The 22966-nt window shown below is 61.4% G+C and carries 26 protein-coding genes and 1 pseudogene; 16 read left to right on the top strand and 11 right to left on the bottom strand.

Going from position 1 to position 22966, the window contains the following annotated elements:
- Window positions 1-943: 943 nt before the first annotated feature.
- The gene (locus tag RVAN_RS07725; protein ID WP_155942385.1) at window positions 944-2014 is read right to left on the bottom strand and encodes an energy transducer TonB family protein; all 1071 of its coding nucleotides are present in this window, start codon (window positions 2012-2014) and stop codon (window positions 944-946) included.
- A 124-nt stretch (window positions 2015-2138) separates the two neighbouring features.
- Between RVAN_RS07725 and RVAN_RS07730 the strand changes: the two genes are divergently transcribed.
- Window positions 2139-2579 carry a DUF1810 domain-containing protein gene (locus RVAN_RS07730; protein WP_013419184.1) on the top strand — a complete coding sequence of 147 codons (441 nt, stop codon included), beginning with the start codon at window positions 2139-2141 and terminating at the stop codon, window positions 2577-2579.
- A 12-nt stretch (window positions 2580-2591) separates the two neighbouring features.
- Here RVAN_RS07730 and RVAN_RS07735 read toward each other — a convergent pair whose 3' ends face one another.
- The 3 genes from RVAN_RS07735 to RVAN_RS07745 all read right to left on the bottom strand — a co-directional run bounded on the left by RVAN_RS07735 (window position 2592) and on the right by RVAN_RS07745 (window position 5649).
- Entirely contained in the window at window positions 2592-4142 is a 1551-nt protein-coding gene (locus RVAN_RS07735) for a glucan biosynthesis protein (RefSeq protein WP_013419185.1), read from the bottom strand.
- A gap of 203 nt (window positions 4143-4345) precedes the next feature.
- Window positions 4346-5044, bottom strand: a complete 699-nt coding sequence (locus tag RVAN_RS07740; protein ID WP_013419186.1) for a glutathione S-transferase N-terminal domain-containing protein — start codon at window positions 5042-5044, stop codon at window positions 4346-4348.
- Window positions 5041-5649, bottom strand: coding sequence for a TetR/AcrR family transcriptional regulator (locus RVAN_RS07745; protein ID WP_013419187.1), 609 nt, complete (start codon window positions 5647-5649; stop codon window positions 5041-5043). The genes RVAN_RS07740 and RVAN_RS07745 overlap by 4 nt, the downstream gene beginning before the upstream one ends.
- 108 nt (window positions 5650-5757) lie before the next feature.
- Here RVAN_RS07745 and RVAN_RS07750 point away from each other — a divergent pair, with 108 nt between their 5' ends.
- Window positions 5758-6453, top strand: coding sequence for a glutathione S-transferase family protein (locus RVAN_RS07750; RefSeq protein ID WP_013419188.1), 696 nt, complete (start codon window positions 5758-5760; stop codon window positions 6451-6453).
- A 39-nt stretch (window positions 6454-6492) separates the two neighbouring features.
- Here RVAN_RS07750 and RVAN_RS07755 read toward each other — a convergent pair whose 3' ends face one another.
- Window positions 6493-8211 carry an HAD family hydrolase gene (locus RVAN_RS07755; RefSeq protein WP_041788597.1) on the bottom strand — a complete coding sequence of 573 codons (1719 nt, stop codon included), beginning with the start codon at window positions 8209-8211 and terminating at the stop codon, window positions 6493-6495.
- Window positions 8212-8282: 71 nt separating this feature from the next.
- A complete protein-coding gene (locus RVAN_RS07760) occupies window positions 8283-9215 on the bottom strand; it encodes an MBL fold metallo-hydrolase (RefSeq protein ID WP_013419190.1) in 933 nt (310 codons plus the stop codon).
- A gap of 97 nt (window positions 9216-9312) precedes the next feature.
- Here RVAN_RS07760 and RVAN_RS07765 point away from each other — a divergent pair, with 97 nt between their 5' ends.
- From RVAN_RS07765 to obgE, 8 genes are all read left to right on the top strand, one after another.
- The gene (locus RVAN_RS07765; protein ID WP_013419191.1) at window positions 9313-9987 is read left to right on the top strand and encodes an O-methyltransferase; all 675 of its coding nucleotides are present in this window, start codon (window positions 9313-9315) and stop codon (window positions 9985-9987) included.
- A gap of 109 nt (window positions 9988-10096) precedes the next feature.
- Window positions 10097-10441 (top strand): AtpZ/AtpI family protein, encoded by a 345-nt coding sequence (locus RVAN_RS07770; protein ID WP_013419192.1) that lies wholly within the window; start codon window positions 10097-10099, stop codon window positions 10439-10441.
- A 113-nt stretch (window positions 10442-10554) separates the two neighbouring features.
- The gene (locus RVAN_RS07775) at window positions 10555-11298 is read left to right on the top strand and encodes a F0F1 ATP synthase subunit A (protein WP_041788601.1); all 744 of its coding nucleotides are present in this window, start codon (window positions 10555-10557) and stop codon (window positions 11296-11298) included.
- Window positions 11299-11344: 46 nt separating this feature from the next.
- Window positions 11345-11572 (top strand): F0F1 ATP synthase subunit C, encoded by a 228-nt coding sequence (locus RVAN_RS07780; protein WP_013419194.1) that lies wholly within the window; start codon window positions 11345-11347, stop codon window positions 11570-11572.
- A 174-nt stretch (window positions 11573-11746) separates the two neighbouring features.
- Window positions 11747-12232, top strand: coding sequence for a H+transporting two-sector ATPase subunit B/B' (locus tag RVAN_RS07785; RefSeq protein ID WP_013419195.1), 486 nt, complete (start codon window positions 11747-11749; stop codon window positions 12230-12232).
- 5 nt (window positions 12233-12237) lie between these two features.
- A complete protein-coding gene (locus RVAN_RS07790) occupies window positions 12238-12723 on the top strand; it encodes a H+transporting two-sector ATPase subunit B/B' (RefSeq protein WP_013419196.1) in 486 nt (161 codons plus the stop codon).
- Window positions 12724-13496: 773 nt separating this feature from the next.
- Entirely contained in the window at window positions 13497-13712 is a 216-nt protein-coding gene (locus tag RVAN_RS07795; RefSeq protein WP_013419197.1) for a cold-shock protein, read from the top strand.
- 83 nt (window positions 13713-13795) lie between these two features.
- Complete coding sequence (gene obgE / locus RVAN_RS07800) at window positions 13796-14830, top strand: GTPase ObgE (RefSeq protein WP_013419198.1); 1035 nt, start codon at window positions 13796-13798, stop codon at window positions 14828-14830.
- 178 nt (window positions 14831-15008) lie between these two features.
- Here obgE and RVAN_RS07805 read toward each other — a convergent pair whose 3' ends face one another.
- From RVAN_RS07805 to RVAN_RS07820, 4 genes are all read right to left on the bottom strand, one after another.
- Complete coding sequence (locus RVAN_RS07805; protein ID WP_013419199.1) at window positions 15009-16445, bottom strand: coniferyl aldehyde dehydrogenase; 1437 nt, start codon at window positions 16443-16445, stop codon at window positions 15009-15011.
- Window positions 16446-16592: 147 nt separating this feature from the next.
- A complete protein-coding gene (locus RVAN_RS18860) occupies window positions 16593-17312 on the bottom strand; it encodes an energy transducer TonB family protein (RefSeq protein ID WP_049779268.1) in 720 nt (239 codons plus the stop codon).
- A gap of 8 nt (window positions 17313-17320) precedes the next feature.
- Window positions 17321-17827: an ExbD/TolR family protein gene (locus tag RVAN_RS07815; RefSeq protein WP_013419201.1), complete on the bottom strand. Its 507-nt coding sequence runs from the start codon at window positions 17825-17827 to the stop codon at window positions 17321-17323.
- 33 nt (window positions 17828-17860) lie between these two features.
- Window positions 17861-18526, bottom strand: coding sequence for a MotA/TolQ/ExbB proton channel family protein (locus RVAN_RS07820; RefSeq protein ID WP_013419202.1), 666 nt, complete (start codon window positions 18524-18526; stop codon window positions 17861-17863).
- Window positions 18527-18846: 320 nt separating this feature from the next.
- On the opposite strand from RVAN_RS07820, the gene RVAN_RS07825 reads away from it, so the two are divergent.
- From RVAN_RS07825 to RVAN_RS07840, 4 genes are all read left to right on the top strand, one after another.
- Window positions 18847-19593: a matrixin family metalloprotease gene (locus tag RVAN_RS07825; protein WP_041787362.1), complete on the top strand. Its 747-nt coding sequence runs from the start codon at window positions 18847-18849 to the stop codon at window positions 19591-19593.
- 482 nt (window positions 19594-20075) lie between these two features.
- Window positions 20076-20273 carry a KGG domain-containing protein gene (locus RVAN_RS21130; RefSeq protein ID WP_013419204.1) on the top strand — a complete coding sequence of 66 codons (198 nt, stop codon included), beginning with the start codon at window positions 20076-20078 and terminating at the stop codon, window positions 20271-20273.
- A 187-nt stretch (window positions 20274-20460) separates the two neighbouring features.
- On the top strand, window positions 20461-20640 hold the full coding sequence (locus RVAN_RS07835; protein WP_013419205.1) for a hypothetical protein: 180 nt from the start codon (window positions 20461-20463) through the stop codon (window positions 20638-20640).
- Window positions 20641-20688: 48 nt separating this feature from the next.
- Window positions 20689-20937: a DUF6496 domain-containing protein gene (locus tag RVAN_RS07840; protein WP_013419206.1), complete on the top strand. Its 249-nt coding sequence runs from the start codon at window positions 20689-20691 to the stop codon at window positions 20935-20937.
- A gap of 32 nt (window positions 20938-20969) precedes the next feature.
- Here the strand turns inward: RVAN_RS07840 and RVAN_RS07845 are convergent, their stop codons facing one another.
- Window positions 20970-21851 carry a WYL domain-containing protein gene (locus RVAN_RS07845; protein ID WP_013419207.1) on the bottom strand — a complete coding sequence of 294 codons (882 nt, stop codon included), beginning with the start codon at window positions 21849-21851 and terminating at the stop codon, window positions 20970-20972.
- 126 nt (window positions 21852-21977) lie between these two features.
- Between RVAN_RS07845 and RVAN_RS07850 the strand changes: the two genes are divergently transcribed.
- Window positions 21978-22505 carry a hypothetical protein gene (locus RVAN_RS07850; protein ID WP_013419208.1) on the top strand — a complete coding sequence of 176 codons (528 nt, stop codon included), beginning with the start codon at window positions 21978-21980 and terminating at the stop codon, window positions 22503-22505.
- 101 nt (window positions 22506-22606) lie between these two features.
- Window positions 22607-22774: pseudogene (locus RVAN_RS21135) on the top strand (TetR/AcrR family transcriptional regulator); the annotation flags it as partial.
- Between the last annotated feature and the right edge of the window lie 192 nt (window positions 22775-22966).

The raw sequence follows: 22966 nt of genomic DNA on the forward strand, positions 1-22966 counted from the left end.
TTTTAAGAGTCCTAATAGTCACTCGACTTGCCGCCCGGTGGGGGCTGCAAGATTTTACAGAGTGACCCGAAACAGGACCGCCGAAGTCTTTAGTCCCCCTAGCGTTTTACCGCCAGGAGCGCCAGAGCTCCGCCGTCCACGTTTCTCTTTCCTCTAATGTCCAACTTGTCAAAGAACCCGAAACCAAAGTCCCGGTCTGAGCCTAAGCTCCAAAATCTCAAACCCCGCAAAAGCAATCGATCCATAAAGACCAATCAAACCCTCGCCAGAGCGGAAACCCCTTCAGCGTCGCCATCTCGGCAGTGCCTCAGAGCAACCTTTATAACCGAACCTCAAATCGTTGTCAAGAACTTTTTTCTCGACCCACTCTTTTTTAGTTCGCCCCGGAAGCTCAAACCTAAGTCAATCAAGAAAGACTAACCGTAGACCCAAGTAATCCCGAAGTAACCGCCGTTCCGAAACCTTCAAAACCGCGGAGCACGCTACCTATCCCGCTAAGCTAACCCCGTCAAGCTGTTTTTTAAAACAAACTCACCAGGAAATTCGCTCGCAACAGCCTCCCAAAGAGCTACCATCGCCAGTCTTGCGACTGGCTCACGGCCACGTCCCTTTCTAAGGAAGCTGTTCCCACCTCTATCGAAAAAGGCCCGATAAGCGGCAGGGGGAATACTATTTAATCGAACCAGCAAGCGATGTCAAGAAGGTCGTTCCTGAAAAATTTGCTGCTCGAACCGAAGCCAGATCACCAATCAATCCGGAGACTGATTATTGCTTCTCTGTTTTCGGGAAAGCTTCCCGCGATTTCTCAATGACTTGGTCAATCGCTGGAGGCCGTTTTCTAGCCACAGGGCCGCCCTCTGTCAACGCTTAAAACGCGCGCTTGTGGAATTCGTGGGAAAACCGGTTTCGGCCCCACAAGGACAGCTTCGCGCAAGCCTCGCAGCTACAATCTCGGCGTCGAGATATATTCCACCACGAATGTGCGATCCCCGACGGTCAAACCGGAAGGCGGCGTCGGCAGTCTCGCCTGCCGAACGGCCATCAAAGCGCCCTGGTCGAGCCAGTTATCGCCGCTGCTTTTCATGAGGCGCAGACCGTCCACACGGCCCGTCTCGCCCACTGCAAAAGTGACGACCACGCTGCCCCATTTGCCATTACCCATGGGCTTCGTGCCCGCCAGCGCCCAGATAACCGCGCGCTCGAACTCGTTCGACTTGCCGCTCGACGACGCGCCGGGGCGGAACGCCTTCACATTGCCCGCTCGCGTGGCTGGCCGCCGCGATGCTTCACGCTGCTCTTTTTTCTGGAAAGCATGGTCGAGCTGCTGTGAGAATCGTCTCGTTGCCGCCGCGGCGAAGCTCTCCGGATCGAACGGCTTCTCCTTCTCGTCCGACTTGGACTCAAGGGGCGATGCAGATGCCGTCTTTTGCTCCTGTGGAAGAGGCTCGGGCTTTTGCTGCTGTTCAGGCGACTGCTGCGCCTCCTGTACGGGCTCTGGCGGCGTTGGTTCTGCCTGCATTTCGGGCTGCGGGGGCGCAGGTGGCGCCGGCTCGGGCGCGACGCTTCCCTGTTGTTTGAACGGATCCGAGCTAAGCCGCTTCAAATCCTCCGCCGTGATGACAGTGACATTCAGCGGTTCGCCGGTCTCCATGCCGAGACGCTGTGTCGCGTCATCGTCAGGGCTGGGTGCCGACAAGGGAATCAGCGGAGCGATCAAAAGAAGATGCAACGCCAGCGCCGCCACGATTGTCGCGATGATTGCGCGCTGTGACCCTCGCAGCGGTGGAAGCGCTGTCCGTTCGGGGACAAGATCGCAAGCGCGCGGCAACGCTCCGGATGGGATCGACGTGCGCGCGAAAAGCGGCGACGAAACAGCCCCCGCGCGATCGGCCGCCCGCGTCGCGCGCTCCGCCACGAGAGAAAAACCTCCCCATCCGCGACCTGTCGGCGCGGCACGTCCGGAATCGGCATCCGGAATGCGAAGGCTGTGAGCGATGTTGGCCAAGGACGTCACGCGCGAAATCTATCCGCTTCGCGGCAGAGTTGAATAGTTTTCTCTCGCCCCCTCAACACCATTTGAGGAGAACGCACTCGCTCGATCGAATATGTCGGGCGAAAGAGCGGCCACGGCGGAGATCATGACAAGAAAAAGCCCCGAAAGTTTCGATTTGCAGCGATTCGTGGACGCTCAAGAGGCCTCCTACGCCCTCGCGGTGGCGGAGTTGCGGCAAGGCCTCAAGCTCACACACTGGATGTGGTACATCTTTCCGCAACTGTGCGGGCTTGGCCGTAGTCCAACGGCTTGGCGCTACGGGATCGCGTCGCTCGATGAGGCGCGCACCTATCTTTCCCACGCTGTGCTCGGGCCGCGCCTCGTCGAATGCACGCAGCTCGTTCTCGACGCAGGCAAGCCCATCAGCGCAGTCTTTCCCGCACCCGATGACATGAAATTCCACTCGTCGGTGACATTGTTCGCGGAGGCTGCGGGCTCCGGCGAGCCGATCTTCGCCGAAGCCATCGAAAATCTCTGTGAGGGAGAGCCAGACGCCGCCACGCTCCGGCTTCTCGATAAAGCTTAAGCCCTCACGGCGCTATAATGTCGCGAGCGATGCGAGGTGCTGGAACAGCCAGGTTTCGCTCAACGCGTCATTGCCCTTCTTGAGGTAAACGCGGATGTCGACGGGCGTTTCCGACGCGGCTGTGTAGTCGAACATCACCCGCCAGCGCTCGCTATCCACCACGGGGTAAACCGCCTCGCGCTCGACGCGCCCCGTCGGAACCGTGATGACGACATCGATATCGCCGCGCCGCCGAAGCTCGGAAAGCTTGCCGCCTTCAAAGTCGACGACATATTTCACGAGGCCGCGCGGGCGCGGACGCCCCGGAATCCCGCCTGCCCCGACGCGCGTCGAGACCACCTTCGCGAGCGGCGATGGGAACGGCTCTTCGAGGCTCCAGTAAAGCTTGTAGCGCACCTCGCGATGCTGTCCGCGCTTGAACGGCTCCTTCGGCGTCCAATAGGCGACGATGTTGTCGTGGATTTCGTCGTCGGTCGGGATTTCGACGAGTTGCACCGCGCCCTCGCCCCAGTCGCCCTGCGGCTCCACCCACACATCGGGCCGCTTGTTGTAGAACGCGCCATCGTCTTCATACTGCGAATAGTTGCGCTCGCGCTGGAGAAGGCCGAATCCCTTCGGGTTGGTGTCGTAGAACGAACTCGTCTGGATCGAGCGCGGATTGTTGATCGGCCGCCAGATGCGTTCATTGCCGCCCGACCAGATGCTGAGGCCGTCGCTGTCGTGAATTTCCGGCCGCCAGTCGACCGCAACCTTTCGATTCGGCTTGCCGTACCAATACATGCTGGTGAGCGGCGCGATGCCGACGCGTTCGATGTCCATGCGCGGGAAAAGATGCGCGCGAACGTCCATGACCGTGCGGCCCGGATGCTCGACATCGAAGCGATAAGCGCCGGTAACGCTCGGCGAATCGAGAAGCGCATTCACGATCACGCCCTTGCGCCCATCCGCCGGTTTCTCCAGCCAGAACTGCGTGAAGCGCGGGAACTCCTCGGGTCGGTTGAGCGCGGTGTCGATGGCGAGGCCGCGCGCGGAAAGGCCGTATTGCCCAGTCTCAGCCGGGCTTCTGAAATAAGAGGCGCCGAGGAACGCGAGCCAGTCCGGCACGCCGGGCGCGGTCATGACGCGGAAACCGGCGAACCCCGTGTCCGGCGGAAGCGCCTTCGCGAATTCGCTCGTGCCATAAGAAAAGAGGTCGGGGCTGTATTTCACTTCGCGCGCGCTCGCCCCGTCGACGACAAAGATGCGCACCGGCTCCTTGAACCATTTGCCGGGGTGGAACAGCTCGATCGGATAGGGGCCGTCGCCCTTCACCCAGATCGCCGAATCGGAACGGAAGCGGATCTGCTGATGCTCGTCGAAATCGAGCCGTTCCAGCGTGTCGCGGTCCTTCACCTGCGCCTTCTCGAACGGCTTTTCGGAGAGCGCCTTCGCGTCGGCGATGAGCTTGTCGAACGAGAAGGGAATTTGCGGCCCGGACAAGACGCCTGTGCCCTCGGCTGCGAAAGCCTTCGACGCGAGCGCCGCGGCAGCCGTGCCCACCAAAAATGCCCGACGATCTATCATCGCGATCTCCGCTTTATATCTCTACCGAACGCGTATTCTCCGGCGAAAAGAAAAACCCGCCGCGATTTTGACCGTGACGTGACGGCCTTGCGCGTACATTGCGGCAATCGCGAACTTATCAACCGCGCGGGCCATCGTTGCCTGAAAAATCGGGGTCGGCGTCCCGCCCCCGACAATGCCGGTTGCAGAAGTCGCCATCCAGCCTAACGCTTCACCACGCCCGCCGTTTGGCCGAAGAGGATTTTCTTGCCCTCCTCCGTCATCACCGAAGTGTTGCTGATAGCCGCGCCCTTCTCATAGGCGCGTTCCGTGGCTGGCCGCGCCCGGATGGCATCGAACCAGCGCTTCAGATGCGGAAAGTCATCGAGGTTCTGCTGCTGCTTCTTGTGCGGCACGATCCACGGATAGCTCGCCATGTCGGCGATGGAATAGTCGCCCGCGATGAACTCACGGTCGGCGAGCCGCCTGTCGAGCACGCCATAAAGCCGGTTCGTCTCCTTCACGTAGCGATCGATCGCGTAGGGGATACGCTCCGGTGCATATTGGACGAAATGATGATTCTGCCCCGCCATCGGTCCAAGCCCGCCCATCTGCCAGAACAGCCATTGCAGCGCGTCGAACCGCCCGCGCAGATCGGCGGCCACGAACCGGCCCGTCTTCTCCGCGAGATAAAGCAGGATCGCACCCGACTCGAACACCGTGACCGGCGCACCGCCATCCTTCGGCTCGCGGTCGATGATCGCGGGCATGCGGTTGTTGGGCGAGAACGCAAGAAACTCGGGCTTGAACTGGTCGCCAGCGCCGATGTTAACCGGCTTTATTTCGTACGGAAGCCCCGTTTCTTCCAGAAACAGAGTAATCTTGTGACCGTTCGGCGTCGGCCAGTAATAAAGCTCGATCATGCGACTTCCTCCTTGTCAGAATGGTTGCGGAGAGCGGCGAGCGCAGGCGCTACCGCCGCTTCAAGAAACGCGCGGTCGGGATAACAGCGCGAAAGCGCGCGCAGCCCCATGTGCACCGCGAGCAGATTCGCGGCGTGGGCATGGGGATTGATGGGCTTCGGGCACTCGCCGCGCTCGATGGCGGTCTGGATGTGCCACACGAAGAAGCTTTTCATCTCCATGAGATAGCCCGCGATCACATTGGCGAGGCCGGGATCGTGCGGCGCAACGTCGAGCGCAGAATTGACGATCAGGCAGCCCTTGCGCTCGCAATCGGCCGTCGCGCGCTCGATCCCGGCCGCGAAGAACGCCTCGATGGCGGCAAGCCCGCTCGTCTGCGCCTCGATGGCGGCCATGCGGGCGCGCGCGCCCGTATTCCAATAATAATAAAGTGCCGCCTCGAACACGCCGCGCTTGTCGCCATAAGCGTTGTAGAGGCTCGCCCCCGTGATGCCCATCGCGCCCGCCAGGTCGCGCACGGAGGTCGCCGCGAAGCCCCTCGCCCAGAAACAGGCGGCGGCGGCTTCAAGCACCTTCTCCTCATCGAATGCGCGCGGTCGGCTCATGTGGCTCATTTACCATTGAATTAGAGCGATCGATCTAAAATATATTGTCGCGCGCGCCGCTTGCAACCACCTCCCGTGCAGAAAACGCGTCACGCAAGGAGAGCCCCGATGCTGAAGTTCTATTTCAACCCCACGCCGAACCCGATGAAGGTGGCGCTGTTTCTGGAGGAAGCCGCGATTCCCTTCGAGGCCGTCCCCATAGACGTGCGGCTCGGTCAGCAGTTCGCGCCGGAATTTCTCGCGCTGAACCCGAACGGCAAGGTGCCGGTCATTGTTGACGGCGGTCATGCCGTGTTCGATTCGACCGCGATCCTGCTTTATCTCGCGGACAAGACGGGCAAGTTCCTGCCGCCGAACAACACCTGGGCAGCGCGCGGCGAAATGCTCTCGTGGCTTGAGTTCGTCGGAACCGGCGTCGGGCCATTCGCCGGGCAGGCCGTCCATTTCCGGCATTACGCGCCGGAAAAGGTGCCCTATGCGGAGCAGCGCTATTTCTTCGAGGCGGAGCGGCACTTCCGCATCCTCGACGACCGGCTGAAGAATCGCCGCCATATGGTGAGCTACGCCTACACCATCGTGGACATGGCCGTGTGGGCCTGGTCGCGGAACGTGGAGCGCGTGCTGGGCGAAGGCGCGTGGGAGAAGTTCCCCTATCTCAAGCGCCATTGCGACGAGATCGAGAAGCGGCCCGCAGCCCAGCGCGCGCTCGCGCTGAAGGACGGCTTCACGTTTGTGACCGAAACGGATGACGAGGCCCGCCGCCACATGTTCAGGCATCTCGGACGCGAGAACGCGGGCGTTTAAAGACAAGGCCAAGCGGCGGCGGGCGCCGTTGCCGCTTGGCTAATGCTCGTCGGACTTCGCCGGTCCCGTATAGCGCGCGAGAACGGCCTCGCGGATGCGCCTGCGGCTTTCCTTGTGATCGAGACTCGCGTCCCGCTCAATGGCTGCTGCTTCCTCCGCAAGCCCCTTGTCCTTGATCGCGGTTCGGAACCACTCGGAATAATGCGCGCCCTGCCGATGAAACTCCCACGTTCGGTCGTCCACGCCGTCGGCCATCTGAAGGAAGATCATCAAATTCTGGGCGCGCAGATTGAGGGCGTTATCCGGCCCGCGAAAGAAGAAGCTCCGATCCTCGCCGAGTTGGCCTTCCGCGTATTTGCGGCTGTGACGCTTCTGCATACGCATCGGCCGGTCCGGGATGACCGGCGATACGTGACCGTCGCGCACGGTGTAAGCCAGCACCTCCTCTTCGGGGTCGAACGCGGGAAAGCTCGCGGGCGGAATTGCGCCGATTGCCCGGCTGAAGCCCGAGATGACGCCCGCCGCGCCTTCGCCTAACGCGAACACGGTTCTAACGCTGTTGAGAATCTCGACCGCGATGGCTTCGGGATGAACCGTGATGAGGATCGCCGCGCGCAGGTCGTTCGGCAGCACGCGCTCAAGCCCTTCGCGGCGCTGCGGCAGAAGGTGATGCGCCTCGTCGATAAGGAGCCAGTGCGGGCGACCGGTCTCGGCGCGCAGCGAAGAAAAATGCGGAAAAAGCTTCGCGAAAAAAGGCGGCCGATCCTCGACCGGTATCGCCTGCGTGTTCACCACGACGTTTGCATCCACCTTGTGCAAAAGCTTCAGAAGCTGCGCGCGATTCGGCGGCTCCTTCACCCCGCCGACCGAAACAGCATGATCGAGGTCGTCGTAATCGCCTTCCGGGTCGAACACGCAAAACTGAAACTCCGCTTCATGCATACGCTCCGTCAACGCCGTCGCGAGCGTGGACTTGCCGATGCCGGAACTCCCCGCGATCAGCGCGCAACCTTCTTCCGGGTCGATGGTGATCGCGCGGCCGTCGCGATCCTGGCCCACGCGAATCGCGCGCTTCGTCCTTGGCGCGATGGCGGAGTCCTCCCGGCAAATCCGATCCACGAGGTCGCGCACACCTTCGCCGCGCGGCTTGTCGAGCACGACATCGGCGGCTTTCTTCACGCTCGGGAGCGCATTCGCCACCGCAACCGCGCATCCGCACATGCGAAGGAACGGGAAATCGTTCTCTGCATCGCCGACTGCCATGACGTTGTGCGGCGACAATTCGAGATCGTCGAGCGCGCTTTTGAGCCCCGTCGCCTTGTTCACGCCCGAGGGCAGCACCATCACCGCCCCCTTGTTGAAACTGATCTGAAGGCCGAGCCCCTGCTCGCGAATGATTTCGAGGACGGCTTTTTCGTTCGGCTCCCACGTCGCGACGATGCAATCGCCGACCGACAGCGGCTCGATTTGCCGCGCCTTCAGCGCCGCGACGAAAGCGGGTGACGGGGCTTGGCAAACAAGCGTCTTCTGCTTCGTCGCCGGATCGTAGACCACCGCGCCATTCTCTGCCACGACGCGGTCAAACACGCCATATTTGGGAAAAGTGTCCGCGAGTTCGCCGAGTTGGCGGCCCGTTACAAGGATGAGCCGACGCCCGCTCTCCTTGAGGTTCCGCAGAGCTTCAAAGGTCGCATCGTCCACGACGCCGTTTTGGGCAATGGTGCCGTCGAAATCGGCAGCAAGAGCGAGAAAATACACAAAGTCCTCCAACGACAACCGTGTCATCGAAGGAAACCTGTGGGGCGAAGGTTACGTTCCGCCGCCGCCCGTCATGCGAGAAGCGCGAACTCCTGCGCCATGTCGAGCGAACCGGGCCTCGTTGCCGCCACCAACTGCTTTTCGACGAGATGTTCGAGTGTCGCGAACACCGAAAGCGCGGCGGCGGGCACGAGCGCTGGCTCAAGACCGTTGTAGATGCGCGGCACCATGTCGCCGATGCGCGTGGCGCCCGCCCGCAACGCCTCCAGCACTTCAAGTTCGCGCCAGCGCCGGTGGAAGATCAGCGCCTTCACGAAGCGCTGCGGCTCATGCACCGGGCCGCCATGCGCGGGGAAATAAACCGCGTCGTTGCGGCCGATCAGCATATCGAGCGACCGCAGATAATCGCCCATGTTCCCTTCGGGCGGGGCGACGACGCTCGTGTTCCAGCCCATCACCGTATCGCCCGAGAAAAGGATGTCGCCGTCCGCGAGGCGAAAGCAGAGATGATCCGGCGCGTGTCCCGGCGTATGCACGGCGTGGAGTTCAAAGCTCGCGTCGCGCACCGTATCGCCGTGGTGGAGCGGCACATCGAAGGCGACGGGAATCACGAAGTCGCCGCCGGACGGGCCGCGCTTGCCGATGACAGGATCGTCGATCTTGCGCGCCATTCCGTAAGTCGGCGCTCCGGTCCGCTTCTTCAGTGCCGCCGCCGCGCCGCTATGATCTGCGTGGCAGTGCGTGAGTATAATGTGGGCCACCCGCTCGCCGGTCTGGCGCAACGCGTCCAGCAGAAGGTCGACCTGCGCACCGCCCGCCGGTCCGGGATCGATCGCCGCCACATCGCCCTCGCCAACCACATACAGATTCGTGCCCTTGAACGTGAACGGCCCCGGGTTCTCGCACACGATGCGCCGCACGCCCGGCGCAATCTGCTCCAGCTTGCCGTATTCAAATGGCATCTCCCGCGAAAAGGACGGCGTCTTGTGGTTGGGATTCGTCAAGGAAACCTCTAAAATAACGTATCGTTGCGAAGAGCTTTGGGCGCGGGGCGCTTTTGTCAATGCAAAACCCCGCGCGGCAGAGCGCAAGGAGTCTCCGATGACCGACATCTTTTCCGCCGTCGACGGCTATATCGAGGGCCTGTTCGCGAAGGAGGACGACGCGCTCGCCGCGGCCGTCGCGGACATGGAGGCGGCGGCGATGCCGGGAATCAGCGTCTCGCCGGTTCTCGGGCGCTTGCTGTTCGTTCTCGCGAAGGCTGTGCGCGCGCGGCGCATTCTGGAAATCGGCACGCTCGGCGGCTACAGCGCGATCTGGCTCGGCCGCGCGCTTCCTGAGGACGGCCGGATGATTTCTCTCGAAGTCGATCCGCGCCATGGCACCGTCGCGCGCAAGAACCTCGCCCGCGCTGGCCTTTCCGAAAAGGTGGAGGTGCACGAGGGCGCGGCGCTCGACATCCTGCCCCGACTCATCGCCTCAGACGAGCCGCCCTTCGACTTCATTTTCATCGACGCCGACAAGGAACCGTATCTCGACTATTTCGAGCTGTCGTTGCGGCTTTCGAAGCCGGGAACGATGATCGTCGCGGATAATGTGATCCGCCATGGCGCGGTGATCGATCCGGCGCGCGCGGAAAATCCAGCCGTGGCGGGCGTAAAGCGCCTTTCCGACGCGCTCGCCGCTCATCCTGCCGTCGACGCAACCATCATCCAGACGGTGGGTGTGAAGTCTCACGACGGCCTCGCACTTGCGGTTGTGCGGGAGGGCCGATGAAATTCATTTGCCGCACCGCAACGCGGTGGTTGACTTCGCTTTGTAGCGTAGCTTAGAAACGACCTGAAATTTTATACGCGCTTATTATTCCTAACGTGATCGGGCTTCTATGAATCCCTCCGGCGACGGCGATCAGGGCGACCGAAAAAGTTCGCCCGAGACAAGCGAAAGCTTGCGAGAGCGGCTGAGGGAGCTGGAACGAAAGCTCGATCCGGAAGGCAATAAGCGCGAAGGCATGTCCGACGAGGAACTGGAAAAGCGCAGTTCCATGCTCGGGAGAGCGTTCAAGATCTCCACCGAAATGGTGGCAGGTGTGTTCGTGGGGGGCTTTATCGGCTGGGCCTTGGATCAGTGGCTTGACACCCGCTTCTTTATAGTGGTGTTCCTGTTTCTCGGCATCGCTGCCGGGTTTCTGAATGTGATCCGCGAGGCCCAGAGGATGGGTGACAAGTAGAAACGGCTGAGTCTTTCGGCTCGGCGGGGATTGCTATGATCGATTGGTTTATCAGTGCGGCGCATGCCGCCACGCAAGATGGCGGCCATCATGGCGGTGGGGGCTTCGACCCCATGCACCAGTTCGTCATCAACCGCTACACGCCGATTGAGCTGTTCGGCTACGACGCGTCGTTCACCAACGCGTCGCTATGGATGGTGATTGCGACGACGCTGGTGACGGCGGTCCTCGTTTTCAGCACCGCAGGCGCCAAGCTCGTGCCGGGCCGCCTGCAATCGCTCGGCGAAATTTCGTATGAGTTCGTGGCGAACATGGTCCGCCAGAACGCCGGAACGTCGGGAATGCCTTATTTCCCGATCATCTTCACGCTGTTCATGTTCATCCTTTCGCTGAACCTGCTCGGCATGATCCCGATCCCGGGTCTTGGGCAGTTCACGGTGACGAGCCACATCATCGTCACGTTCGCGCTCGCGGCCTTCGTGTTCCTCGGCGTGACTCTCATCGGTATCTTCAAGCACGGCTTCGGCTTCCTGAAGTTGTTCGTGCCGTCCGGTGTGCCGATCGCGCTTCTGCCGCTGATTTCGGTCATCGAGATCATCTCCTACTTCACCCGCCCCATCAGCCTCTCGGTTCGTCTTTTTGCGAACATGATGGCGGGCCACACCATGCTTGCGGTCTTCGGCAGCTTCGTGGTGGGACTTGGCGTGAATGTCGGCTTGGCCGCCGGTGGCGTGCCTCTCATCTTCATGGTCCTTCTCATGGGCCTCGAAATTCTGATTGCGTTCCTGCAGGCCTACGTCTTCGCGGTGCTGTCCTGCATCTACCTCAGCGACTCACTTCATGCGGGCTCGCACTGATTAACTCCCAGCCACTCAACCGAACGATCGAATAGGAGATTTCGTTATGGATCCAGCAGCAGCCAAGCTCATCGGCGCGGGCCTCGCCTGCTCGGCCCTGATCGGCGCCGGTATCGGCATCGGCAGCATCTTCGGCAACTTCCTGCAGGGCGCGCTGCGCAATCCGTCTGCCGCTCCGGGCCAGTTCCCGAACCTTCTCCTCGGCTTTGCGCTGGCCGAAGCGACGGGTCTGTTCGGCCTCGTGGTCGCGCTTATCCTTCTGTTCGTGTTCTAATTAACGAAGAACTGGCGGCGCCAGGAGCCCTTTCCGAACGGATTGCGTCGCAGTCTGGTCGGTTAAAGGGGTTTCTGCTTCAAGTTAAGAGACGAATTCACCGGTCAGGTTGCCACAACCTGATCGGATTCTGTTCTAGCGGCGCCATATCCTAGCGCACAGGCGGTTTTTTCCATGCCACAACTGCAACCCGGCGATTTCGCTCCCCAGTTGATCTGGCTGGCGATTATCTTCACGCTTTTCTATATCGCGCTTTCCCGCCTTGCGTTACCGCGCATCGCGAGAGTCCTCGCCGACCGCAAGGCGAAACTCGGAGGCGATCTCTCGGCCGCCCGCGAAGCGCAGGCTGCGGCAGATCAGCAAGCTCAAATATACGAGTCGGAACTTGCCAACGCCAAGGCGAAGGGCAATGGCACGATCCGGAATGCCCGAGAAAAGCTCGAAGCGGAACTCAACGACAAACGGCGGGTGCTCGAAGCCGAGCTTGCAGCCAAGGCCGCCGAGACAGAGAACAAGGTCAAGGCCGTTCTCGAAAAAGCTTCCGGCCAGATGGAAGCCATGACCGCAGATGTCGTCGCCGACATCGTCAAGGAATTGGCGGGCATCGACGTCACTGAAAACGAGGTTCGAGAGGCGATTCGCCAAGGATCTAAGGAGTGACTAGCATGTTGATGGATCCTGAAGTCTGGGTTGCTATCGCCTTTGTTCTCTTCATTTGTCTCATCCTGTATTACAACATTCCGGGTATGGCTTTGAAGGCGCTCGACCAGCGCTCCGACGCCATCGGGCGGGAACTTGAAGAGGCGCGGAAGCTTCGCGCCGAAGCCGAGACGTTGCTCGCGGATTACAAGCAGCGCGCGGCAAACGCTGAAATCGAAGCTGGGGAAATCATCGCGCAGGCGGAGCGGGAGGCGGCAGCGTACGCCACCGAAGCCAGGGCTTCGTTCGACGAGTTGATTACGCGCCGCCTGTCCGTTGCCGAGCAGAAGATCAAGCTCGAAGAGGAGAAGGCTCGCAAGCAGATCCGCGCGAAGGCCGCAGAGCTTGCGGTTTCGGCCGCAGAGCAGCTTCTCCAGCATAAGGTCACGGGCAAGATCGCCGAGAACACGATCACGGCTAGCCTCGATCGCATCAAGAAGCGCCTTCATTAAACAGGCTCCGGTCCGTTGACGGTTTGAAACGCCCGCCATCGCGTAACGGCGGGCGTTTTTCGTTTTAGCAGCCCGAAGTCCTATTTCACGCCTCGGCAGCGTTGAATTCCTTGCCGGTCCGGTGCGTGCGCGCCGCCAGCCTCGGGAGCACGATGCGCATCCTGCCCGCGCCTTAGAGTGATCCGCTTTTGATTGAATCAAAAGCGCACTTTACCTATTTATTTTGACGCGCGTCTTGTCGGAACCGCCGGCCCAGGAACGCACACCGCCGATCGGCTGGTAACCGGACCCTCCGAGCTGCTACCCCTCGCTTGTCCCGTTTCTGCGGCATTTCCTGTCGTGGAGGGTTATCGGCCGCAACAACTTGGGCGCGACAACCTGGGGCTGACCAACGGTGCGCATCAGGTTGCGCAAAGCGGCCTGTTCGCCCGCAATCTTGCCTGGCTTTTACCCAACGGTAGAGCGTCGGGGCCAGATATATCCTGTTCCCGATAGGCTACAGCCCGAGGCACCTGATGCTGTTCAGCACCAGTTGTCGCAAGTTGTCAAAAAGTGTTTGAAAACTTATCGCTCGGCGCTTTACGAAACGGAGCCGTTCGCGCATACTTCGCAGCAATCGGGCAAATGATCGGAACCCGTGGAACTGCGCGTTTAATAGAATACCGCATTAGCGGGACAGATACGCATGACTTCCCCCGATACCGCTTGCTCGCATAAGTTAAAACACGGTCCGAGACCTTGTTTTTTTCGTTGGGGAAGAGGAGTGTCATCCCATGCGCCAGACCGGAACGGTCAAATTCTTTAATCAGGCGAAGGGCTTTGGTTTCATCACGCCGGACGAAGGCGGCAAGGATGTGTTCGTTCACATCTCTGCAGTCGAGCGCTCGGGCGTCGGCATGCTTGATGAAGGCATGCGGGTGACCTACGAAACCCAGCCGGATCCCAAGGGCAAGGGCCCGAAGGCTGTGAACCTCGAACGCGCCGACTAGCCGATCTGCCAAATCGCCCGGCGAGACTGAAAAACCTCACCGTGTCGCTTGCGTCGGAGAGCAAATCTCCTTAACTGCGAGCTATGCGATTTCTTGATCAGGCAAAAGTTTACATTCGCTCTGGAGACGGAGGCAGTGGCTGCCTCTCTTTCCGGCGCGAGAAATTCATCGAGTTCGGTGGCCCCGACGGTGGCGACGGCGGGCGCGGCGGCAGTATCTATGTCGAATGCGTCACCAACCTCAACACCCTCATCGATTTCCGCTACCAGCAGCACTTCAAGGCCGGAAACGGCCGACCGGGTGAGGGCGCCAACCGACACGGCGCGAGCGGCTCCGATACCGTTCTGCGCGTGCCACCCGGTACGCAGGTCTTCGGGGAAGATAATGAAACGCTGATCGCCGATCTCACGACGCCCGGGCAGCGCGCTCTGATCGCGGCGGGTGGTAATGGCGGCTTCGGCAACGCGCATTTCAAATCGTCGACCAACCGCGCGCCCCGGCGGATCAACCCCGGACAACAGGGCGCGGAGCTGACGATCTGGCTCAGGCTGAAGCTCATCGCCGACGCGGGCATCGTCGGGCTGCCGAACGCCGGAAAATCCACGTTTCTCGCAGCCGTAAGCGCAGCGAAGCCCAAAATCGCGGATTATCCCTTCACCACGCTTCATCCCAACCTCGGCGTCGTCAAGGTGGGCGATACGGACTTTGTGCTCGCCGACATTCCCGGTCTGATCGAGGGCGCGCATGAGGGCGCTGGCATCGGCGACCGCTTCCTTGGACACGTGGAGCGCTGTCGCGTCATCCTGCACCTCGTCGACGTGACCGAGCCCGATGTCGCGGCCGCCTATCGCACGATACGCGGCGAGTTGAAGGCCTATGGCGCGGGCCTCGGACGCAAGCGTGAGATCGTGGCGCTGTCGAAATGCGATGCCGTCACGCCAGAGGTTGCCGCCGAGAAGGCCGCCGCGCTCAAGGCCGTCGCGCGCAAAAATCCGCTGCTCATATCTGGTGTGTCGGGGGCGGGCGTGAGGGACGCGCTGCTGCGCCTGGCAAAAGTCATCCGCGAGCCCACGCGCGACGAGAAGCCGGCTCCGGTCGCTTGGCAACCGGAGCTATAGAGCGCGCGTATTTGGCGACGTTTCGCAAGCGCGAGCGTCGCTTGGCTGCGGGCGCTGCCTCTCCCCGCGTCCTCGCAGCTTAACGAACGCTTGCTGCGTTGGCATATTGTGAATCACCGCGTTCACTGGATAGCCCTCAGGCTCCACGCACTCGCTGCTCAAAACGCCGGGCGCTCGGCTACCGCCCGAGCAGAAACTTGCGCATGAAATCGGCCGCGCGACCATAGGGGGGATGCAGCAGGCTCGCGGCGTTGAAGCGGTTTTGCAGAAACACGCTCTTCGCGTGGCTGAAGGTGCGGAAACCGGCATCGCCGTGATACGCGCCCATGCCGGACGCGCCGACGCCGCCGAACGGCAGGTTCTCCGCCGCAACATGCAGCAGCGTTTCGTTGACCGCCGCCCCGCCCGAGGTCGTCCGCGCAAGCACACGGTCGCGACCCGCCGTGCCCGCTCCGAAATAATACAGCGCAAGCGGACGCGGACGTGCATTCACGAACGCGATGGCGTCGTCGAGCGTGTCATAAGACAGGATCGGCAGCACCGGCCCGAAGATTTCCTCGCGCATCACGGTGAGGTCGGTGGGCGGCTCGATGACAAGCGTCGGAGCGAATTTTCGCGCTTCCGGCACGAGCTGCTCGGACGCCGGATTAATCTGCACGACGCGCACGCCGCGCTCGCGCGCCTCGTCCACGAGCCGCCAGATGCGGGCGTAATGGCGTGCGTTTATGATGCTCGTGTAGTCGGGATTGTCGCGAAGCTTGGGATATAGCGCGCGGATAGCGGCTTCGAGCCCCGCGGCGAAATCGGCGAGCATCGGCTTCGGCACCAGCGCGTAATCGGGCGCGATGCAGGTCTGTCCGGCGTTCAACAGCTTGCCGAACGCGATGCTCCGGCAGGCGGCGGCGAGATCCGCATCCGCGCCAATGATGCAGGGCGACTTGCCGCCCAGTTCGAGCGTGACGGGCGTCAGGTTGTCGGCGGCCGCGCGCATGACGCGGCGGCCGATTTCGGTTGAGCCGGTGTAGAAGAGGTGATCGAAGGGCAACGACGAAAACGCCGCGCCGACCTCCGCGCCGCCAAGCACCGTCGCGACCTTCTCCTCCGGGAAAAGCTTCGCGAGGAACCCGGCCAGAAACTCCGACGTGCGCGGCGTCAGCTCGGACGGCTTCAGCATGACGCGATTGCCTGCGGCCAGGGCTGCGACGAGCGGCGCGATGGCGAGCTGGAACGGATAGTTCCAGGGGCTGATGATGCCCACCACGCCGAGCGGCTGATACAGGATGCGCCCGCGCGCTGGCAGAAGCTCGATGCCGACGCCGACGCTCTTCGGCTTCATCCAGCCGGGCAGCCGCTTCACGGTGTTGCGCGCGCCTGCGACCACCGGCCAGACGTCGGCAACAATCGTCTCGTGCTTCGAGCGCGAGCCGAAATCGGCGGAGATCGCGGTTGCGATGGCGTCAGCGTTTTCCTTGATTGCCGCGATGAGGCGCTTGAGGTCGTCGCGGCGCTCGTCGAGGCCAGGCGCGCCGTCGCGAAGAAAGGCCGCGCGCTGAAGGTCGAGGACCGCATCAAGGCGGGACTGCGGTTTGACGTCCAAAGCCTCAAGAGTGGTCATACTGCCGTCCTCCCCCGTTGCCCGCTTCGATGTACCGATATGCGGGAGTTTTCGAGAAGATAAGACGAACGGGGCTGCCCGAGAAGAGACCCCGCGCCTTTCTGACAGTTTTGTCACCCGCCAGGGCGCGCAGGCAACGGTTTCAACTCAGTTGGACGAGTAATCGAATGGCACAAGCAGGGTGCGCGGCCCCTTCGCGATGTCGTTCGGCATCGGCGGAAACGGTGCCGCGCGCTTCAGCGACGCCATGGCCGTTTCGTCGAGGTCGTTTGCGCCCGAGCTTTTCACCACGCGCTGCGAGAGAAGCTCGCCTGTCGGCGCGATGGTCAGTTCGAGCATGACGCGGCCCTTTTCCCTGTTCTTCGGCCGCGACGCGCTGCGCATGAGCGCTTGATGAACCTTGTGATTATAAGCGGCGAGAAGCTGGGCGACCCGTGCCTGATAGGCGCGCGTCGACGCGCGGGCTTCATCCTGTGCCACGCTCGAAGGCGCGGGCATCGACGGCTGCTCCTGCGGCTTCTCCGGCTGTTCCTCTTCCTTCTTCGGCAGCGTGACCTCGGCCTCCTCCGGCGGAACCTCGATCTCTTCGGCCTCTTGCACCGGCTCGGGCTCTGGCGGCGGGGATTGCTCGCTCCCGGCGGAGGCCGCGCTCTGCTCGACGTTCGCCGTGTCGGGGCCGATACTCTGCACCTCGTCGAGCGAGATGGTCGCGACGATCGTCAGGTCATCGACGCCCGAGCCGGACTGGATCGCGTCCGAGTCGAAATCGGCGGCGCCGGACATCAGCAGCGCGAATGGCGCGGCGTGAAGGACGAGCGCCGCAAGCGCGGAGGCGAGGCGGATGCGGGTCAATGGAATGGCGGTCATGGGAGGCATCACTGCGCGGGCGAAGGCTGACCGTGCGCGGCGTGGGAGCCTCCCGCTTCCTTCTGCACGACCAAGCCCGCAGGCGCGCTTTCGGCAGACGCTTCTGACAACAGCGAGATGCGCTTGTAGCCGGACGCGTCGAGGCGGCCCAGAAGCTCCATCACCTCGCCGTAAGGGATCGTCTTGTCGGCGCGCAGGAACACAAAGCCGTCGCCCTCGGCCGCATGGATCGAGGACAGGCGCGGAACCAGCGAACCGGCGTTCACTTCCTCGTCGCGGATATAAAGGCGGCGCTCGGCGGTGAGCGACACGATCACCGGCTTCTCAGGCTTGGCGATCTTCTGCGCTGAAGTCTTCGGCAATTGCACCGGCACGCCCGCCATGAGCAGCGGCGCCGTCACCATGAAGATGACCAGCAGCACGAGCATCACGTCCACCATCGGCGTGACGTTGATGTCGGCCATGATCTTCGTTTGCGGGCGCGACGACCCATCTCCGGGGATCAGACCTGCCATTCAATCCTCGCAACCACGCGTCGCATTACCATATCAGCGTCTCGCCTGCGCCAGAACCGGCTCGCGCGGCGTTTCACCCTGCCCTGCTCCGTAAACCTTGAGCTTTGCGTAGCGCGTGGAAGCGGCGGCAAAGCGCTCGGCGACGCGGCCAAGCATCACATTGATCTGATTGTAGAAGATGACGGCAGGTATGGCGGCAACAAGGCCGACGGCTGTCGCGAACAGCGCTTCCGCGATGCCCGGCGCAACCACGGCGAGGCTCGTATCCTTTGCCGCCGCGATGCCAGCGAAGCTTCGCATGATGCCCCACACGGTGCCGAACAGGCCGACGAAAGGCGCCGTCGAGCCGACAGTCGCGAGGAACGGAAGCCCGGCCTGAAGGCGCTGCAACTGCGCCGCCGCTTCGCCATGCAGGCTTTTTTCGAGCCGCGCGCTGAACTCGGAAGGCCGTTCGCCGGAAGACCGTGGCTCCTCGTCGACGATCTGGCGCATGCGCGCGACGAGCCAAGAAGACGGCGCGCCGTCCGCCGGGTTCGCGCTCTCAAGCGCCGCGACCTCTTTGGAGAAGGCGATAAGGCGTGCAAACTTTTCGATCGCGATCGTCCAGCAGGCGATGGACGCGACGACGAGGATGGCCATCACGCCTTTGACGACCGGATCGGCATTTGCTAACAGGTCGCCAATCGCGAGGTGATCCATGCTGCTCTCTCTGGGAAGTGGCGTTCGGATCGCAGGCCACCAAGGCGGCAAGCGTTACCTGAAGCTATGCCCCATGAGGAATGACTTCGCAACCATGGCTTCCGCGAAAACACGCCGGCATTGTCCACGTTGACGCAGGCTAACCCTCTCGCCAGCCGCCCAGCACCGCTACAAACGGGGTTTGGCCCAACGCTTGCATTCACTATGTCGCCAATCACGTTCTTGATTTGTTAGTGTTAAACGTGAGTTAATGGCGGTGTTTCGCGTAATCCTGCGGGGGCAGGGGAAGTAAGTAGGTTGAAATGAGACGAGCTTTGCTGATGAGCGTCTTGGCACTTTGCCTCGGAAACGCAGTCGCAACGCAGGCAGGAGTGCTCTTGCAGGTCGATGGTCGGCCGATACGCTGGTCGCCCGAAGGCCCCGGCAAGAAGACCGTCATTACCTATGCGCTTCTATCCGCACCCTACACCGTGCAAAGCAATCGCAGCATCCTGAGCCCGAGCAACTGCGCACATATGCGCTCTTTCGCCGACATCGTGGCGATCTCGCCGGGCGTGACAGAGGAAGCCGCGAAGACCGAGTTGCGCGAGGCCCTGCGTACCTGGGAAAGCGTAGCCAACATCACGTTCGAGGAAGTTTCCGATCCGAGCCGGGCGCAGATCGTCATCGGCGCTGCAAACGATCCGGGAGGGCGCGCCTTCGCCAATCTCAGCTATCGCAGCGGAAAAGGCATCCCGACGCCGGTGACAATGGCGCTCGGCAAGCCTGGCGTGCCCGCCCCGGCCGAACGCGCACCGATAGTCGATGACGGCGACAGTGTTGCGATCGACCAGGCTTATGTCTGCCTCAATCCGAAGTCGCCGTGGAAGGTCGGCTTCGACGGCAATCTCAATGTGTACGACCTCCGGCACACCTTTACGCACGAGGTGGGCCACGCCATCGGCCTCGATCACCCGGACGCGACGGGGGCCATCATGGGCTACCGCTACGATGAGCGGGTGCGGACATTGCAGCAGTCGGATATCACGGGCGTACAACGCCTTTATGGGGTGGCGACCGAGCGCTGAGGTGGTGGCGGGCGAATGTGCCGGGAAAGGATTGAGGAGGCGGCCTCTGCCGCCTTCAGTCTTTTCCAGCAGCGGCATCCCCTTACGCCCCGTCTGGAGACACGCAGACCTTTCACGCAAACCGGTTGCAGCCTGCGACGTCACATGTCCCAAGAGCGACACATCTCTTTCGCCGTGTGGCATTGCTCACATTATGACGCATACGGCCAAGTGGAAACGTATTCTCTCCAAGGTTAAGCCGAGCTTGGCCAATATTTTATCCGTCCACGGCACAATAAGCGGAGCCATAGCCGGTTTCCTGTTAACTTCTCACAATAACCATTGCCTCAGGCTTCGCTGATTCGAAATAAGTTCCGAGCGAATGCCCCGAATTGGGACAATAATCTTTTCCGGACCGCTCCATGGAACCTACCCGGCTTCAACGCCTTCTCCTTCCCACGCGATACAACAAGAGATCGCATGTTCCAGATGGAGTCTACGTCATGGCTGACAAACAGTCGCAGGACAAAAATCCCGGCAACTTCAAGAATGACCCGCAGCGCGCCTCCGAAGCAGGAAAAAAGGGCGGCGATCAGTCCCACAGTGGACAGTCTCAGGGCGGTCAGGGGAGCAAGTCCTCGCAGGGCGGTACGCACGAGCAGCATGTGAAGGCTGGCCAGCAGAGCCACAAGAACAAGTAATTTCCCTGAAAGAAGCGGTGGGTAAGATCCGCCGCTTTTTTGTCTTAATGAGTAATATTTTCGTATAAATGTATTCATTGAGCGGAGATCACGCCCATTCCTGTCAAATAGTCTCTTTTTTGCGGATCAATACAGATAGCGCTGCGTTCCTATCAATGGGCAATGCATCCCGCCAAGGAGGAAGCTTTTGATCAACAACGAAAACATCATCCCCACCCTCGCTTTCGTGACGCTCGGCATCGTGCTCGTGTTCGTTGCAGTGCATTTCGCGCGCTTCAGGCAGAGGCGGCGCGAACGCCAGAACACACCGCTCGTCCGCAGGAGCGAAAACTCGCGGGAAAACGAGCGCGTGTATGACAGTCGGTAAGGAGCGGCGGGCGGCCTGATGGCCGTCCGCCAACAGCGAGGTACGATCATGCCAAAGGACTCCGCCGATCAGAAGGAAGTCGTCGAGCGCGTGATGCATGAATACAAGCACGGCGAGCTCGAATCGGGCAGCGGTAAGCCCGTCAAATCGCGCAAGCAGGCGGTTGCGATCGCGCTGAACGAGGCCGGTGCATCGAACCAGAACAGCCCGCAGAAAAATCGCGAAAACCTTCGCCATACAAAAAAGAAGGAGCGCGAAGGTGCCACCGCCAAACAGCAGAAGGAAGGGCACTCCTGAGTTCGCCGCAAGCAGGGGCGCCCGGGAACACCCTAACCTGATGCCTCGTCGAGCGCTTGCCGGAGCGCCTCGATATTCGCCACCACGACAGGCCGCTCCGCCGGCTTGTCGATCCCAGCGGGCACATCAAGGCGCATTCGCTTGTTGAAATAGTAAAGCAGCGCGTGTCGGATCGGGATCTCGGCCTGCCCGTTCGTCATCCCGTAATCGAGGGCGATCGTCTCCCGCTGGCTCGGCGCAAGCTCGGGGTTTGGAACGAGAACCGCCGTGAACATTGTGTGCCAAAGGCTATCGTCCGCTGCGTCCGCGCCCGCCGCTCCCTCGCCGCGTACCTCTCGGCAACGCGACAACAGGAAATCCTTGAACTTTTCATCCAGGTGACAGAAGGCCCGAACGTGCCAGCGCATCCCGTCATGCGCAAAGGCGTGGGGTGTGATGCGACGCCAAATGGGTTGATCCGCGCGCCTCGATGTCATGGATTGGTAGAGGATTTCGATGGAGCGCCGGTCCCTGATGACACCGACAAGCCGCTTCAGCACGGATGACTCGATGCGCCGCCTCGGCACCGGCACAACGCCTGCTTCCGGCGCGCGCACGATCCACGTCTCATCGAAGCCGATGAGACCGTCGGCCACGCACCAAAGCTGATCGAGATAGCGATCCGCGTCCGGCTTCATGAAGCGCGGCGCGAAGTCGGCCGTGGGCACATAGCGCTTCTCGCTCGCGTCGTAACGCAAATTCAGCGGTGCCAGACGCTGGTAAAGGGCGAGATCGTTGGAGGCCTGGGGCACGGAAACGCCGAATTGCCCGGTGATGTCGCCCCGGCGAATGCCACCTTCCCAGAAGGCGCGAAACTCAATGAACTCCAGACGTTGCTCTGTGCCCCAGCGCAGGCGTTCGTCCGTCGTGTCCAAAATTCGCTCTCCCTACGGATCAAGTTTCTTGACGGGTCGTAAAATTATACGCATAATTGACTATAATCTCGTTCTCCTTGTCTTTCAACGGGGTAGACAGAGATTTCAGTGAAGGGTGGGGCTGTCATGGTTGGAAAGATCGACATTATTGCGGCCACCGGAGCTTTGCTCATTGATATTGGGGACGGCCGGTTGACGCTCGTCTATTCGCAGGAAGTCTCCGGTCGCGACCTTCGCCGGGACGGTGGAAAGGAAGCGAGAGCAGAACTGCGCCGCCATCTGGAAAAATCGGGCCATGATTGCCTCGAAACCGTCTGCATTACTCAACGGGCCGCCTGCAAACACTTCGGCGAGGTCTTCTGGCTCGAACATTCCGTCGCCTATCAGGCGGTGAGCCGCATCCGTATCGGCGAACTGCGCGTGCCTGCCTCGCTTCTGATGGAGGAAGATGCGCGAGACGGGGACGAACTCGTGCGCCGCGAAGCGCTGTTCCGTCTTCGGCGGGGCGAAGGGGTGCTCGTCTTCTGCGGCGTGGCGAACGTCCGGGCATGGATGAATCGCCACGACATCGATTTCGAAAGCCACCAGCATCTGTTTGTCGAGTCCGAAAGCCGCCGTCACGTCGCGGGCGTTCGGACCGCGGCCACGCAGTAGAAACTGGCTTCCTCCACTTGTGGAGCCGTCCATCGATCGCTTTGAACGTCGCACCTTGCGCAGATTCCGGCATGGTGCAATGATCGGCGCGCTCTCTTTCCAGCCCCGACGCGGCAAGGGTTTTGCGCGAGACGATTCTCAAGGATTTCATCGGCTCGCTCGCCGAAAAAATGGGCGAGCCTATTGATGCGCGATTTGCCGCAATCACCGCATTCCTGTCAGGTTTGGGCATTATCAGGAACGTGCTCCAGATTCACCTCCTCGCGTGAGGGCGGAGACCTCGAAGACATGATCGCAAGAGCGATCGAGGCCATGTTGACCACGCCAGTATCTCAGGCACCGCAAACGCCGGCTCACCAAGCCACGGCGTGCGAGTGACCGTAAACCGCACATCAGAAAGCGGAACAGGCAAAAGTTCAGGGGAGAACGCGCAAGGAACGTGTTCAAACTCGAAAAGGAAT

The sequence above is a fragment of the Rhodomicrobium vannielii ATCC 17100 genome (assembly GCF_000166055.1).
Classification (GTDB): Bacteria; Pseudomonadota; Alphaproteobacteria; order Rhizobiales; family Rhodomicrobiaceae; genus Rhodomicrobium; species Rhodomicrobium vannielii.